The organism is Nitrosomonas sp. Is35, from assembly GCF_033063295.1.
GTDB lineage: Bacteria > Pseudomonadota > Gammaproteobacteria > Burkholderiales > Nitrosomonadaceae > Nitrosomonas.
The window spans coordinates 1,194,960-1,210,128 of the sequence record NZ_JAWJZH010000001.1 but is presented as its reverse complement, the minus strand read 5'-3'; the positions used below and the strand labels follow the sequence as shown (position 1 = coordinate 1,210,128).

The following is a 15,169-nucleotide window of genomic DNA, read 5'->3' as shown; positions in this document are numbered from 1 at the left end:
AGTGCCCGTTTATTCATCCGTAGCTTTTGTATGAACCCAGCATGGCAAACCTTTTTACGTGATCGTCACGCCGTCATTGAAAATGATAGCGTGGTACATTTTGGCAACATCACAACCGAGCTTCAAGAGACACCAACAGCCACCGTCATGGCTGATCTATCCCATCACAGCCTAATTCGTTTTTCCGGTGAGGACGCAAAAACTTTTTTGCAAAACCAACTCAGTTGCGATATCCGGGAAATCAATCCAAATCAGGCGCAATATGGCAGCTACTGCACTCCTAAAGGCCGGATTCTGGCAACTTTCCTGCTCTGGCAGCACCATGACGATCTTCTCATGCAATTGCCCGCCGGCTTATCCGCTGCCATACAAAAGCGGTTAACCATGTTTGTGCTGCGCGCCAAAGTGCGGTTGACTGATGCCAGTAATGACTTGGTCCGAATCGGTGTCGCAGGTCCCGATGCCGCCATGCTGATTAAAGATGTAACCGGTTTAGCATGCCATTTTGATCATCCGTTGCAAGTCGCGCATGATGGCGCACTGAGCGCTCTTTGTCTGTCTCCGCAACGTATCGAATTGATCACCTCAGTTGAAAATGCACCCGCACTCTGGCAGCGTCTTGATCAACAGGCCAAACCGGTTGGCGTGGATTGCTGGAATTGGTTAAATATCGAATCGGGAATTCCGGTTATATTGCCCGAGACCCAGGAAATGTTTCTGCCGCAGATGGTCAATTTGGACGCCATTGGCGGTGTCAGTTTCAAAAAAGGCTGCTATCCGGGGCAAGAAATTGTGGCACGCACGCAATACCTCGGGAAACTCAAACGGCGCATGTTTTTGGCGCATATCGGCTCGACACAAACCATTAAAGCGGGCGATGCGCTCTACAGCAACGACATGGAAGATCAATCCAGCGGCAACATTGTCAATGCGACACCGTCACCGCAAGGGGGTTTTGATGTTTTAGCCGTTATTCAACAAAGTAGTATTGACACCGGTGAGATACATTGGCAATCGCTGCAAGGGTCAACGCTGGAAATTAAGCCGCTGCCCTATTCATTGCCGGCGTAAAAACACAGCGGCTCATCACCGCTTATTGAGTCACTTTATTGTTTCTCAACAGCTTGCGCTTGCGGCTTAGGTTGATTGGAAAAATTCAAATTATCGGGTGCATTGGTCCCTCCCGTCACAACAAACGTCATTGCTTCTTCAGTCGTCCAATCCGTCAGAACGACATCGTCCATCGGCACAATTTCGATATAACCGGAAGTTGGGTTGGGCGCGGTCGGTACATAAACCGCAGCAAGCTTTCTTCCGCTGTTTTTATCCGTTATGACTTTCGTGATAAACCCGACCGCTTTCATTTCTGACGATGGGAAGCTGATCAGCACAACACGTTGCCCGGTAACCGGCGGCTGACTGACCGTGTGCAAGAAACGTTTGGTGGCGCCATAAATTGTTTGCACCAGAGGCAGTCGAGCCAAAATATTTTCATAAATACCGATGACTTTCTTGCCAATGACAAAAGAAGCCAGCAAACCGATGCCATAAAGACTCACAATCGTTAGCAATGCAGCCACTGCATGCTGAAAATTGGAATCGAGAAGCCAGCTGGCCGTGGTATCCGAAAATGGCCGGACAGCACGCGCCATCCCCTTTAACAAAGGATCTCCGATCTGTGCCAATAAATTCAATAAAAAATCAAATACCAGCCACGTCACCCACAGCGGCGCCACGGTAAGAAAACCGATGAGAATATAGCGAGCTAGATGGGCAGAACGTGCTGCAGGCTGCTCCTGATTACTTTCTGTTGACATGCTTTAAAATTTTCTCCCGCCAAGTGTGTATGATCCAAGCTTTATTTTCTTCCGGTCAAAAGGTACAAACCACCGGAAACCGGCCGTCCATAAAACTGGTTATGATAATATTATTTTGCGTGAAACCAATGCAAATATTAGAAATATCATATACTGGCAAGCCTGCGGCGTTCTTGGTAAAATCGCGGGGCACGCTGCAATAATTTCTGACATAGATCGACTGGCATTGAACATGCGTTATCCGTAAAATCTGTTTTCATTTGTAGTAAAAAATTCTGGTCGGCACGCATTCCAAAAAACCAGAGTAACTGACTGAAAACAGCATCATCTCATGCAGAAAAATGAATTTTTAAACTAAAAAATCACCTTCACGCAATTCAGGGTGTACTCTCATAGGAATGAAAAGGGATCGTTATGTCACATAGCTCAACACAAATTAATAAGTATCTTAAGAGTTTACAAAAGCACTTAGCTGATGAGCATCCGGATAACCCGACACTGGCCAATGCAGTAAAAAGCTTCAGAAAAATGGATTATGTCGGCCACAGCATGGGGTTACTCAACAAAGACGAATCCTATGCGACCTGTGTGACCTGGTGGCCTATGATCGCCGTATTAGGTACCTTTTCCGCCGGAAAATCGACCTATATCAATTCCTATCTGGATATGAAGCTGCAACGCACCGGCAATCAGGCCGTCGATGACAAATTCACGGTCATTTGCTACAGCCGTCATAATGAAGCAAAGACACTGCCGGGCATTGCACTCGATGCCGACCCGCGTTTCCCGTTCTTCCAAATCAGCCGTAGTATTGATGAGATTTCCGAAGCCGGTCAAGAGCGCATTGATGCTTACTTGCAGTTGAAAACCTGCCCGTCCGAAAATATACGCGGAAAAATCCTGATCGATTCTCCCGGCTTTGACGCAGACAATCAGCGTGCATCGACATTGCGCTTAACACAACACATCATTAACTTATCCGATCTTGTGCTGGTATTTTTTGACGCGCGCCACCCCGAACCGAAGGCCATGCAGGATACATTGGCTTATTTGGTATCGGCCAGCGTTAACCGTGCCGATGCAAACAAATTCCTGTACATTCTGAATCAGATTGATGTCACCGCACAGGAAGACAATCCGGAAGAAGTTGTTTCGGCCTGGCAACGCTCGCTCGCTGAAGTAGGCTTAGTCACCGGACGGTTCTATCGCATCTATAATCCCGCCGCTGCCGTTCCGATCGCCAATCCGCACATCAAGGAACGCTTCGAGAAAAAACGCGAAGAAGATATGGCTGACATCAATGCAAGAATGCATCAGATCGAAGTCGAACGTTCGTACCGCATTGTCGGAAAACTAGAACAAACAGCCAAAGGTATTAAAAATCAGATTGTTAATAAACTATCTGACATGCTAAAAAAATGGAAAAGCAAAGTCATATTATTTGATGGCTTAGCTTATGGCACATTGGCGGTGCTGGCAGGAATAGCTTTGACGATGAATGAATCGTGGGGGATTGTCAAAACATTCCCGGAAGAGCTCATACAAGGAGATACCACAGCAATCGCCATCGCTTCGTTTTTAGCGCTCAGTATTATTTTCATCCATTTTTCCATCCGCCGCGCAGTTGCCAATAAGCTACTGAAGAATCTGGCAAATGAAATCGGCAACGATCATGAGGTCTACAAACAGTACGTACAGGCATTTAATAAGAGTACCGCCACGTACCGTCCAATGCTCCTCAGCGGACCGGCTGGCTGGAATGATGTTGCACAACAAACCATTGATGAAATCATTAACGAAGCTAACGATTATATTCAAGCATTGAACGATCAATTCACGAATCCATCGGGAAATGAGGGTGAAAATTCGCAAGTTTAAGATTTTACAATGCGAAATCGTTTTCCCGCACTGCTATATGCGCACTTTGCGGCACAAACGATCTTAGGGCCTGTTAACACAATCTGATTGCTTCGACGATGAGAGCGAAGTGGATAAAGGAGATGAAGACGACATCGAGCTTATCGAACCTGGAGAAGATGCGGCGAAATCCCTTGAGCCTTCTGAACAATCGTTCGATCTCGTTGCGTTTTTTGTACATGGCACGGTTGTATTCCCAGGGTGACAAGCGATTTGCTTTGGGCGGAACAACCGGGATGTAACCCAAATCTAGTGCCAGTTGCCGGGTTTGGTCGCCCTCATAAGCACGATCCATCAGCAGGTAGGTGGGCGTATTGACGGGACCGAGGGAAAGCAAAAGCTGCCTGCCCTCTGGCGCATCGTGGGCGTGACCGGGCGAGAGGGCAAAGCTTATGGTTGTTCTGGAATCTGCGGCAACCAGATGAATTTTGGTGGTCCATCCACCTCGAGATTTTCCGATGGATTGGGGGCCGTTTTTTTTAACGCACCCGTACCGTCGGGATGGACTTTGATGCTGGTGCTGTCCAGCGAAACAGTTTCAATACGGATACGGATGATTTGCTGATGCTGAAGTTGCCCAAATACATGGCTCAGTACACCACTCTTTGCCCAGCGATTCATGCGGGTATAGATGGTATGCCAGTTGCCGAATCGCTTGGGCAGTCCTCGCCACTTGCAGCCATGCTCGGCAACGTAAAGAATGGCATTGAGAACTTGCAGATTGGAATGGCTGACGTTGCCACGCTGACGCGGCAGGCAGTGCTCGATCTGTTGATATTGAGTTTCGGTGATTTCCATCACCAAATTATATCAAATAGCGTTAACAGGCCCTAATCAACCACTAGGGGTAACAAATAGAATTGATAGAAGAATCCAATTCACAATATCAATTCTTTTGTTCTCCATAGATTACTGAGTTTCTTTTTCATCAACTTCAACTCGTGCCCATTCCGGTTTGCCCAGAATTACACTTCCCCATCACTCAGCTTTTGAGCTGTAACGAGCTTTAAGGTCTCTGTTGCCGGTTCGATTTAGTTTCATAACTTGTTCTGGTTTGGACAAGAACGATATAAAAGAGTAAAATTCCGGCTCTTTATACCCAAGGGTAGTTTAATAACCGGAGAATTTTATGTCAGTCACAATCGACCAAAAAGCACAGGTAGTGCGCGACTATCAAAGAGCCGAAGGGGATACTGGCTCTCCTGAAGTCCAAGTTGCACTCTTAACAACCAGAATCAATGACTTAATCGGTCATTTCAAAACGCATGTCAAGGATCATCATTCCCGCCGCGGTCTATTACGCATGGTTGGACGCCGCCGCAAACTGCTTGATTATCTAAAAAACCGCAATGCCGATTCTTACCAAACGCTGATTGAACGCCTTGGTTTACGTAAATAGATGTTCTCCTCAAGCTTGGCTGGTGCCAATCGAGCAGACCATTTTTCAGTCGTGCAATCGATATTCTTGTCTGCAAGCAAATCAAAATTCGGAAAGATTCATCAAATAGGAAAAAGGGATTGTTAATTGAAACCTATTAAGAAGAGTATTACCTATGGACGCCATCAACTCACACTGGAAACAGGTGAGATAGCAAGACAGTCACATGGCGCCGTAATGGTTACAATGGACGATACAGTAGTACTTGTCACCGTAGTTGGCGCAAAAAATATAAAACCAGGACAGGATTTCTTTCCGCTGACAGTGGATTACCAGGAAAGATCTTATGCGGCAGGCAGAATACCCGGCAGTTTCTTTAAACGAGAGGGTCGTCCATCAGAAAAGGAAATATTAACTTCCCGATTGATCGACCGTCCTATTCGGCCGCTCTTCCCCGAAGGTTTCTATAACGAAGTGCAGATAGTAGCCACGGTAATGTCGGCCGACAATGAAGTGGATCCGGATATACCTTCGATTATTGGCACCTCCGCTGCATTAATCCTTTCCGGCATTCCGTTCGATGGCCCGCTTGGCGCAGCCCGGGTCGGTTATATCAACAATGAATATGTTCTAAATCCAACCACTTCCGAGCTGGAAGATACGCAATTGAATCTAGTTGTTGCAGGTACACAAAACGCTGTTTTGATGGTTGAATCAGAGGCACTGGAACTCTCTGAAGAAGTGATGCTAGGAGCCGTGACGTTTGGTCATGAGCAAATGCAAGTCGTTATCAATGCGATCAACGAGCTTGCCGATGAAGCAGGTGTTACCGCTTGGGATTGGACACCACCGGCAAAAGATGTCGCTTTTGAAGAAAAGATTAACGGCTTGGCGGAAGCTGATTTGCGGCAAGCATACAAAATCAAGCAAAAACAAGCGCGCAGCGAAGCGATTGAAGCCATCAGTCAACGCATCTCCGCCGAACTCGGTGTTGATACCGAGGGTGGCCCCGGTCTCCAGCCATTCAAGGAAGCTTTTTTTGCGCTGGAATCGAAAATTGTGCGCAACCAAATTCTGGATGGTGAACCTCGGATCGATGGCCGCGGCACGCGGACTGTACGCCCTATTACAATTCGCAACGGCGTACTGCCGCGCACGCATGGCTCAGCACTATTTACCCGTGGAGAAACGCAGGCACTGGCAATTGCAACTTTGGGCACCGCGCGCGATGAGCAAAAAATCGATTCGCTGCAAGGCGATTATAACGACCGGTTCATGCTGCATTACAATATGCCGCCCTATGCAACCGGAGAAATTGGCCGTGTCGGCACTCCAAAACGCCGTGAAATCGGCCACGGACGGCTTGCCAAACGCGCCCTAGCCGCGGTACTACCAACTCCCGAAGAATTCGGTTATTCACTCCGTGTGGTATCCGAAATTACCGAATCCAATGGTTCCAGTTCAATGGCATCGGTCTGTGGCGGTTGCCTTGCACTGATGGATGCAGGTGTTCCATTGAAAGCTCATGTCGCGGGTATCGCCATGGGCTTGATTAAGGATGGCAACCGTTTCGCTGTACTGACGGACATTCTTGGTGATGAAGATCATCTCGGTGATATGGATTTCAAGGTAGCAGGCACCGAGAAAGGTATCACCGCCTTGCAAATGGATATCAAAATTCAAGGTATCACCAAAGAAATCATGCATGCAGCGTTGATACAAGCGCATGAAGGGCGGATGCATATCCTGCAAATCATGAAACAAGCGCTGCCATCGACCCGGGAAGATATTTCAGTGCATGCACCGCGCATCATCAAACTGAAAATCAATCCAGAAAAGATTCGCGATGTTATCGGTAAAGGCGGCGCTGTAATACGCACGCTCACGGAAGAAACCGGCACCACCATTGATATCACCGATGACGGTCAAGTTACGATCGCTTGTGTTAATGCGGAAGGCGGTGAGCTCGCCAAAAAACGCATTGAAGACATTACCGCGGAAGTCGAAGTTGGTAAAATTTATGACGGCGTAGTCCTGAAATTACTGGATTTTGGTGCCATCGTCAGCGTTCTTCCCGGAAAAGACGGCTTGTTGCATATTTCGCAAATCGCCAATGAGCGTGTCAACAACGTTTCCGATCATTTGAACGAGGGCCAGCAGGTTCGTGTCAAGGTGCTTGAAGCGGATGACAAGGGTAGATTGCGCCTCAGCATGAAAGCGCTAGCTGCTGATGAAGGCAATACCGATCCTGCTACAGAAGAATCTTAAACCGTCTCAGATTTACGCACTAGCTTAAACAAAAGCCCTGCTTCACAAGCAGGGCTTTTCATTTTAACCGGCTACAAACCCGTTCAGCTCATTGCGTTCAAAACTATTTAGCTATTTGTCTCTCACGCATTTCATCCAGTGTCTTGCAATCGATGCAAAGTGTCGCCGTAGGCCGTGCTTCTAATCGTTTTAATCCGATTTCCACACCGCAGCTTTCGCAATAACCATAATCACCGGAATCGATCTTGCCGATAATCTCATCAATCTTCTTGATCAGTTTGCGCTCCCGGTCACGGTTACGTAATTCAAGCGTCATATCAGATTCCTGACTGGCTCGGTCATTAGGGTCGGCGAAAACCGTCGCTTCATCCTGCATGGTATGAACGGCACGGTCAATATCCTGACCCAATTCCACTTTCATATCGTCCAGTATCTTACGAAAATGCGTCAGCTGATCAGGCCCCATATATTCTTCACCTGCTTTGGGTTCATAGGGAGTCACTTGTTTACTTTGCAGCTCTTTTGGCATCTGTCAGGCTCCTCTTTAATTCCGCTAGCGTACAAAAATCGCATAGTATTATCAGAAAACAGGTTCGATAACAAGTTATTTATCCATAGATGATGTTTGTCATCAGTCGAATTCTACAATAACATACCACTGTAAATTTGATTTGCGACATGACGCATGCAAAATGTAAACATTTCTGGTTTTTAATCGTGCCCAAACAAAATTAGCATAACTCTCAACTTGAAGCACGAAGAAATTGACGTTTCACCGCTAAGAAGGTATAGTGTCGCCTTTTCCGGGGTGTAGCGTAGCCTGGTAGCGCGCCTGGTTTGGGACCAGGATGTCGGGAGTTCAAATCTCTCCACCCCGACCAATTTCAGCCCTAATATTTAGAGCAGCCCGATTTAGTGCCCGTAGCTCAATCGGATAGAGCACCAGCCTTCTAAGCTGGGGGTTACAGGTTCGATTCCTGTCGGGCACGCCACAAATATTATACCTTCCTCATGGATGGACTGAATTGTTCAACTCGGTTTGTGTGTGCAAGACCGTATCACTTTTCTTCATATGGTGGCTGTAGCTCAGTTGGTAGAGTCCCGGATTGTGATTCCGGTTGTCGTGGGTTCGAGTCCCATCAGCCACCCCACCTGATAATCCATATCCCCCCCCTCCATTCTGTTTCTTTATTGTCATTTATGCTCGCAATCCGAAGCGTGACTTTGTTTGCCTAAAAATATATATTAGCGGCAGAATACTTTATTTACCCGCTAACCCGCACTATTCAGGAACATTACCGATGAGCCACAATTTATTCAACAGCCTGCATGAGCTATCCATAGCCCCCGGAAACACTGCGAAATACTATTCACTCCCGGCGCTGGAGAAAAGTGGCATTGGAAAAATTTCCCGGCTGCCGGTATCGATCCGTATCGTATTGGAATCGGTATTGCGGAATTTTGACAATAAAAAGATCACGGAAGCGCATATCCGGCAACTGGCCAGCTGGAAACCCGAAGCTGCCAGAGTGGATGAAATACCGTTTGTCGTTTCCCGCATTGTGCTGCAAGACTTTACCGGCGTACCGCTGCTGGTCGATCTCGCTGCCATGCGCAGCACGGCGGTAAAGCTGGGAAAAAATCCGAAGCTCATCGAACCGTTGGTTCCCGTCGATCTGGTCGTGGACCATTCGATACAGGTTGATCACTACGGCACGAAAGATGCGATCGATCGCAATATGGAAATAGAATTTTTCCGTAATAACGAACGTTACCAGTTCATCAAGTGGGGCATGCAAGCGTTTGACACATTCAAGGTGATCCCCCCCGGGATTGGCATTGTGCATCAGGTCAACCTCGAATATCTCGCGCGCGGTGTGCACCGGAAAGACGGACTTATTTTTCCTGATACGCTGGTCGGTACCGATTCGCATACCACCATGATCAACGGTATCGGTGTCGTCGGCTGGGGTGTCGGCGGGATCGAAGCGGAAGCCGGTATGCTGGGTCAACCGGTTTATTTCCTCACCCCCGATGTAGTGGGTGTCAATTTAACAGGCCAGTTGCGCGAAGGTGTTACCGCAACCGATCTGGTACTGACGATCACGGAAATGCTGCGTAAGGCCAATGTGGTCGGTAAATTCGTCGAGTTCTTCGGTGAAGGAACCGCTTCATTGACGCTGCCCGATCGCGCCACGATCGCCAACATGGCGCCGGAGTATGGCGCAACCATGGGATTCTTTCCGGTCGACGACGCGACTATTGATTATTTCAGAGGCACGGGACGTAGCCAGGAAGAAATCGCCGCATTCCAGGCTTATTTCCAGGCACAGCAAATGTATGGCATCCCCAAAAAAGGAGACATCGACTATACCAGCGAGCTGACGCTCGATCTGAGTTCGGTATCACCTGCACTAGCGGGTCCCAAACGCCCTCAGGATCGCATTGAACTGACGGCCATAAAATCCCGTTTCACCGAGCTCTTTAACAAACCCATCAGAGAAAGCGGTTACGGCAAACAAAACGACAATATCAATCAGCGTTACTCAGTGCGCAATGCTCATAGCCAGGATCTCGAAGTTTGCACACATATCGACTCCGGCAATGTCGATGAAAACAGATTGTCGGCACCCAGTGCCGGCAACACACCGGCGCCGCAAAGCGCTGCATCCACCGAGCGGCGGATGGTTTCCCGCAATATCACCGAAATGACCAGTAACCGCCCCGCGCCCAATGCAGCCGACTTATGTCAGGTCGAATTGAATGGCTCAAGCGTTGATCTGGGTCACGGCGATGTATTGATTGCCGCCATCACATCCTGTACCAACACATCCAACCCGAGCGTGCTGCTGGCTGCGGGTTTACTGGCCAAAAAGGCGGTCGAGAAAGGATTGTCGGTCAAGCATCACATCAAAACATCGCTGGCGCCCGGCTCGCGCGTAGTCACCGATTATTTAAACATCACCGGACTGTCGCCTTATCTCGAACAGTTGGGCTTCAATCTGGTCGGTTACGGCTGCACCACGTGCATCGGCAACGCGGGACCATTGGCCGAACCGATAGAAGAAGCCATCGTCAAGAATGATCTGGTCTGCGCTGCGGTATTATCCGGTAACCGCAATTTTGAAGCGCGCATTCATCCAAACATTCGCGCTAACTTTCTGGCGTCACCACCATTGGTCGTGGCCTACGCAATCGCCGGTACTATACTGAAAGACCTCACGGCTGAACCATTGGGCATCGGCAAAAACAATCAACCAGTCTGGCTAAAGGATATCTGGCCTAGCAGCGCGGAAATTCATGCATTATTGAAATATGCCGCCAACGCGGATACTTTCCGGAAACTCTATGGCAATCTCACCAAAGATCACACGTTGTGGAATAGCGTCACTTCCGTTACCGGACAAACCTACAATTGGCCGGAGTCGACTTATATCGCCGAACCGCCCTTTTTCCAGAATTTCTCGCTGCAGCCTGCAACATCCAGCGGCGCGGGTAACATTAAAAATGCCTACGCGCTGGGGATATTTGGCGATTCCGTGACAACGGATCACATCAGTCCGGCGGGATCGATCAAGGACACTTCACCCGCAGGACGTTATCTGCTCGATCATCATGTCGGCAAAGCCGATTTTAATAGCTATGGCGCCCGGCGCGGCCACCATGAAGTGATGATGCGCGGTACCTTTGCCAATGTGCGCATCAAAAATCTGATGATTCCCGGCAGCGAAGGCGGCATTACCCTTTATCAGGGCGCCGCAGGCGCTGCGCCGGAGCAAATGAGCATTTACGATGCCGCAATGAAATATCAATCCCAGAATATTCCCACCGTTGTTTTCGGTGGTAAGGAATACGGTACTGGCTCAAGCCGCGACTGGGCCGCTAAGGGCACGCAGCTGTTGGGTGTTAAAGCGGTGATCGCCAGCAGCTTTGAACGCATCCACCGCAGCAATCTGATTGGTATGGGCGTTCTGCCATTGCAATTCAAAAACAATGACAATGCCGATACGTTGGGCATCAAAGGCGACGAGCAATTCGATATCTTGGGACTGGATAATATCCAGCCGCAACAGGATGTCACGCTGAGTATCCGGCGAAAAGACGGCAGCAACCAGACCGTGCAACTGTTATGCCGTATTGATACCACCATCGAGGTGGATTACTTCAAACACGGCGGAATCTTGCCTTATGTTCTGCGGGAATTGATGGCATAGGCAATTATTTATTGCACTGGAGCAAATAATAATATTTTCAGATTGTTATAACTATACAACTATCTCTGTTTATATATATAACGCTGGATGTCATATAGTACGTCTACGATAAAAAAAGCGGAGGCAGTCCGATGATGTACGATCTGGTTGATAAAGTTTTTAAAGCGCTTTTGTCTTTAAATGAGGAAGATGAAAGAAAGTTTGCCGATGTGAGAAAAGACATCAATCACATCAATCATATCCTGCACGATATGGTTATTATCGATACCAAAAGCTCTGCACTGCTAACGCACGTTTCCGTCATGCTAGCGGTTGTCATCGGTATGCTGTTCACGTTGATCGGCCCCAAGGAAAGCGGCAGTATTTTGGCTTATATGCTGAAAATTGAAATGGTGTCTTACGCCATCGTTGCCATGGTGCTGCTTCGATGCCTCGATATCATGGGGCCGCCATTCCGGAAACTCAGAAACGAAATGCACGAAATCGATGCTCAATACCATCAAGAAATAGTCACCAGAAGAGCAATCTATCAATTGATGTCTCGAGTCGTTTTCATTTTGACGGTGGTACTGATCTTAATTACATTCTTAAAGATTTTTGGCTTTCAATGAAGCATAAAGCCAAATGGCACCACCGCTCTCAACACATCCTTACTACGACGGTCGTGGGATAACACATTCCCGTCTGATCAAAGATAATGCGAATTTACTCGTTCTTTGCCTGTAGCGTAAATACATCCACCAAACGGAATTTAGGCGCTTGTGTCTTGAGATCTGTCATGGGGGTATCAATGCCGATGACATAACCGGTCAACGTATTCTCGGTCAACTTAAAGCGAATGATGTGACGATAGCGTTCAGACCTCGCCCCTCCTCCGGCCTCGCCGTTATGGCAATTGAACGCCAGCGATACCGCGAAATACCAGCCTAGCCAAATACAGCTGAAAATCGCGCCCGATAGCAAAGCCATCAGCAAACGCCAACCATCCACAGGAACAGGCTCCCCCCGCGTTGCTGCAAAAAATACGGCCATTCCGATGATAATCCATGCCATCAACATACCGTTACCGATTTTTTTCTGAATTTCCGGTGAAAAATTTTTGGTTAAATGCTCACTAGAAAACAAGAAACCGGCAGCCACAGTAATCGCGATTGTCACTGTGCAAATTACTAACCACTCAGTCAAACTGGCATACAGCGCCAAACAAACCGGTATTGAAATTTGCAATAGCGCATGCCAGAAACCTATCGCCAGGAACTTACCCCAATTGGCTCTGGCTATACCGAGCTTGCCGGTATCAAAAAACGGGAATGCGGTAAAACCGGCTATGACTAAGGACCAAAGAATGATCGCCAGCAAATCAAAACTCATCACGGATGCCTTGTAAACACCGTAATGCAAAAAAACAAATGCGATACAAACAATCCCCATCACATTCAATACCCATAAAGGAAAAGAATCCCACCAGGTTTGATGCCGGATTTTAGACCGGTCCGATAAAACATCGCTGTAGCTCCGGTTCAAATCAAATATCAGCAGCGCTGCAAATACAAACAAACCGATCAACCATGAAGCTTGGAAAGAAGCGGGAGATGATTCTCTTGGCCAAAGCACCAGAAATAGTAACGGAATTATCCATAAAGAAACGGGTATGAGGAATGCCGTACGGAACCGTTCCCATTCATCCTGCAAGTCACTGTATTTGACTTTTGATAACTCCGGTATGCTCATCCTCTTCCATGCAAGCAAGAACACGATGAATAGAAAGATATAAACCAAATCGAACCCATACGATAATTCGAAATAGTGATGTGTATCAGCAATAAGAAGCCCTTGCTGGATACGTTCCAGGAAATACTGATCTGCATCGAGTGCAGGTAAATTATCCAAGAAATACCTGAATAAGGACGAAGTGCTTTGCGGAATAGTCACTGCAAAATAAGTCACCAAAGCCACGATGGCGCCGATTAACCCAACACTACCACGCCAAAGAATGTTCCATGGATTCAGAATTCTCCGCGTGATTTCGCAATGGGAATCGGATTCTTCCGGATAAACCCGCTGTTTTTTTATTTCTCCGGCATCGGTATGGCTCGGGTGCAAAAAAGCGCCACCGCCGCCAGCGACCACGGAAGCGTAATTACCAGGTTCGCCATTTTCATTTTTGTTGCCCCAGTAACGCGCGTAATGATGCGTATCCCCCGAAATATCCAAGCGGCATTTGTTGCTGTTCAGTTTGCCGTCATGCAGAAAACCGGGCTCCAGCCCCAAATGCTCAAACGATCTCGTCATCGGCGCATCTTCCGCGGCACACTTGCCAAAGACAGTACTGGGTTCGGGTGTGGCAACAATTAATTTACCGGGTATTGCAGCTTGCAAAGCTTCTTGTACTTCCGCTTTTTTGTCTGTATCAAATAACGCGCCACTGGCTACCAAATTGTCGCAGAAAGTCGATACAAAAAAAGCTTGCTGCCGCTTATCCATTTTGCCATTTTGCGCATCGAATCCCCATAATTTCCAGTCAAAAGGCAATTCCAGCGCGACATAACTGCTTCTTTGCATCCGCGTGAATCCGTACAGACCCAACTGAGGATCTTGCAGATTTTCTTGCTCGCGCACATTCGCCTGAAGATTTTTACTGATCGGTTCACAGAACTGCCGGTTAAAACCATCCAATGCATCATAATAATCATGATTGGCCGGTATACCAAAAATCGGACGTTGCTCGACCTTTTTCCCTGTAGCGGCACAGATGTCGACATAAGCCCAATTAAAAGGCGTCTGGAACCGCTCTTTGAGCGAAGCCACATCTGCCACATGGTAAGCCGTATCGCCGCCGACAAATAAAAACTCACCGCGCGGTAATTGAAGATCATAGCCTTCGGTTGGAGATAACGAAATCTGCTCCTTACCCGGCACTTCACTTTTAAGCCAGAGATCGCTCATGCACAAATACGCGACGTTATAGACCGCGCTCATGCCGTCGCCGGTATCCGCAATGTAATCAAACCAGTAGGGTTCTTGCTTATTGCCAGTGCAGCGCTTCATTGAAATGGTTTCAGCAAACATCCAATCCCTGGGATCTTGCTTCTCACCATTCACTGTAGAGGAAATAATGCTTTTGAGACTGGTCAGAAGATCCCTGCCCCCGAGCCAGCTAACCGGCTTCTTGAATTCCCGTTTCATTCCCATCCTATTGTCAGTTGAGCATTAAATACTATGAGTGCTGGTCATCATAGCGCACGACATCGCATTAAGAGAAATTTAACTTTATTTAACTGACCGGAAATTCGGAACTGTTTGCAGCCTCCTCGTTTTTTCGACCCCATCAAATAGAAGTTGCGGGTATTTGGCCATGGTGAACTGTACTGGTGCAACGCGACCGGGCAACTCATGGAAGCCATGAACGGCACATCAAGCAGTTCGTGGATAACCCTCCAGCAGTCGCTTTTGCCCCATGCTGCTGCATGGACACAAAGCGGGAATAAACAGACCAAAGTCATGGCAAGGATTATTCGTTATGTAATACATATAGTTAAGCATTCGCTTGTTTACTTAATACCAAACATAATAAT

General features: G+C 47.7%; 10 protein-coding genes and 3 tRNA genes. 9 read left to right on the top strand and 4 right to left on the bottom strand.

Annotated features, from left to right (window positions below; genetic code table 11):
* The first annotated feature begins 30 nt into the window (after window positions 1-30).
* The gene (locus tag R2083_RS05540) at window positions 31-1,071 is read left to right on the top strand and encodes a folate-binding protein YgfZ (RefSeq protein WP_317537809.1); all 1,041 of its coding nucleotides are present in this window, start codon (window positions 31-33) and stop codon (window positions 1,069-1,071) included.
* Window positions 1,072-1,106: 35 nt separating this feature from the next.
* Here the strand turns inward: R2083_RS05540 and R2083_RS05535 are convergent, their stop codons facing one another.
* Window positions 1,107-1,817 carry a DUF502 domain-containing protein gene (locus tag R2083_RS05535; RefSeq protein WP_317531009.1) on the bottom strand — a complete coding sequence of 237 codons (711 nt, stop codon included), beginning with the start codon at window positions 1,815-1,817 and terminating at the stop codon, window positions 1,107-1,109.
* A gap of 414 nt (window positions 1,818-2,231) precedes the next feature.
* Between R2083_RS05535 and R2083_RS05530 the strand changes: the two genes are divergently transcribed.
* Window positions 2,232-3,695: a dynamin family protein gene (locus tag R2083_RS05530; RefSeq protein ID WP_317531010.1), complete on the top strand. Its 1,464-nt coding sequence runs from the start codon at window positions 2,232-2,234 to the stop codon at window positions 3,693-3,695.
* Between the two features lie 73 nt (window positions 3,696-3,768).
* On the opposite strand, the gene R2083_RS05525 is transcribed toward R2083_RS05530, so the two are convergent.
* A protein-coding gene (locus tag R2083_RS05525) for an IS5 family transposase (RefSeq protein ID WP_317530936.1) occupies window positions 3,769-4,532 on the bottom strand; the annotation gives its coding sequence in 2 pieces (ribosomal slippage) (window positions 3,769-4,217 and window positions 4,217-4,532; 765 coding nt in all).
* A 331-nt stretch (window positions 4,533-4,863) separates the two neighbouring features.
* Here R2083_RS05525 and rpsO point away from each other — a divergent pair.
* Both rpsO and pnp read left to right on the top strand, forming a co-directional pair.
* On the top strand, window positions 4,864-5,133 hold the full coding sequence (rpsO, locus tag R2083_RS05520; RefSeq protein WP_108698442.1) for a 30S ribosomal protein S15: 270 nt from the start codon (window positions 4,864-4,866) through the stop codon (window positions 5,131-5,133).
* Between the two features lie 126 nt (window positions 5,134-5,259).
* Window positions 5,260-7,380: a polyribonucleotide nucleotidyltransferase gene (pnp, locus tag R2083_RS05515; protein ID WP_317531011.1), complete on the top strand. Its 2,121-nt coding sequence runs from the start codon at window positions 5,260-5,262 to the stop codon at window positions 7,378-7,380.
* A gap of 103 nt (window positions 7,381-7,483) precedes the next feature.
* Here the strand turns inward: pnp and dksA are convergent, their stop codons facing one another.
* Window positions 7,484-7,909: an RNA polymerase-binding protein DksA gene (dksA, locus tag R2083_RS05510; protein ID WP_317531012.1), complete on the bottom strand. Its 426-nt coding sequence runs from the start codon at window positions 7,907-7,909 to the stop codon at window positions 7,484-7,486.
* A gap of 275 nt (window positions 7,910-8,184) precedes the next feature.
* On the opposite strand from dksA, the gene R2083_RS05505 reads away from it, so the two are divergent.
* The 5 genes from R2083_RS05505 to R2083_RS05485 all read left to right on the top strand — a co-directional run bounded on the left by R2083_RS05505 (window position 8,185) and on the right by R2083_RS05485 (window position 12,205).
* Window positions 8,185-8,261, top strand: a tRNA-Pro gene (locus tag R2083_RS05505).
* A 34-nt stretch (window positions 8,262-8,295) separates the two neighbouring features.
* Window positions 8,296-8,372: transfer RNA gene (locus R2083_RS05500), tRNA-Arg, on the top strand.
* A gap of 83 nt (window positions 8,373-8,455) precedes the next feature.
* Window positions 8,456-8,531, top strand: a tRNA-His gene (locus R2083_RS05495).
* A gap of 150 nt (window positions 8,532-8,681) precedes the next feature.
* Entirely contained in the window at window positions 8,682-11,594 is a 2,913-nt protein-coding gene (locus tag R2083_RS05490; RefSeq protein ID WP_317537808.1) for an aconitate hydratase, read from the top strand.
* Between the two features lie 131 nt (window positions 11,595-11,725).
* Window positions 11,726-12,205: a hypothetical protein gene (locus R2083_RS05485; protein ID WP_317531014.1), complete on the top strand. Its 480-nt coding sequence runs from the start codon at window positions 11,726-11,728 to the stop codon at window positions 12,203-12,205.
* 94 nt (window positions 12,206-12,299) lie between these two features.
* Here R2083_RS05485 and R2083_RS05480 read toward each other — a convergent pair whose 3' ends face one another.
* Window positions 12,300-14,780 carry a hypothetical protein gene (locus tag R2083_RS05480; protein WP_317537807.1) on the bottom strand — a complete coding sequence of 827 codons (2,481 nt, stop codon included), beginning with the start codon at window positions 14,778-14,780 and terminating at the stop codon, window positions 12,300-12,302.
* Window positions 14,781-15,169 lie beyond the last annotated feature (389 nt).

Bases quoted from the DNA above. Each gene is read 5' to 3' on its own strand.
- R2083_RS05540 (WP_317537809.1), top strand. From the start codon at position 31: ATGAACCCAGCATGGCAAACCTTTTTACGTGATCGTCACGCCGTCATT.
- rpsO (WP_108698442.1), top strand. From the start codon at position 4,864: ATGTCAGTCACAATCGACCAAAAAGCACAGGTAGTGCGCGACTATCAA.
- R2083_RS05490 (WP_317537808.1), top strand. From the start codon at position 8,682: ATGAGCCACAATTTATTCAACAGCCTGCATGAGCTATCCATAGCCCCC.
- R2083_RS05530 (WP_317531010.1), top strand. From the start codon at position 2,232: ATGTCACATAGCTCAACACAAATTAATAAGTATCTTAAGAGTTTACAA.
- R2083_RS05535 (WP_317531009.1), bottom strand. From the start codon at position 1,817: ATGTCAACAGAAAGTAATCAGGAGCAGCCTGCAGCACGTTCTGCCCAT.
- R2083_RS05480 (WP_317537807.1), bottom strand. From the start codon at position 14,780: ATGAAACGGGAATTCAAGAAGCCGGTTAGCTGGCTCGGGGGCAGGGAT.
- dksA (WP_317531012.1), bottom strand. From the start codon at position 7,909: ATGCCAAAAGAGCTGCAAAGTAAACAAGTGACTCCCTATGAACCCAAA.
- R2083_RS05485 (WP_317531014.1), top strand. From the start codon at position 11,726: ATGATGTACGATCTGGTTGATAAAGTTTTTAAAGCGCTTTTGTCTTTA.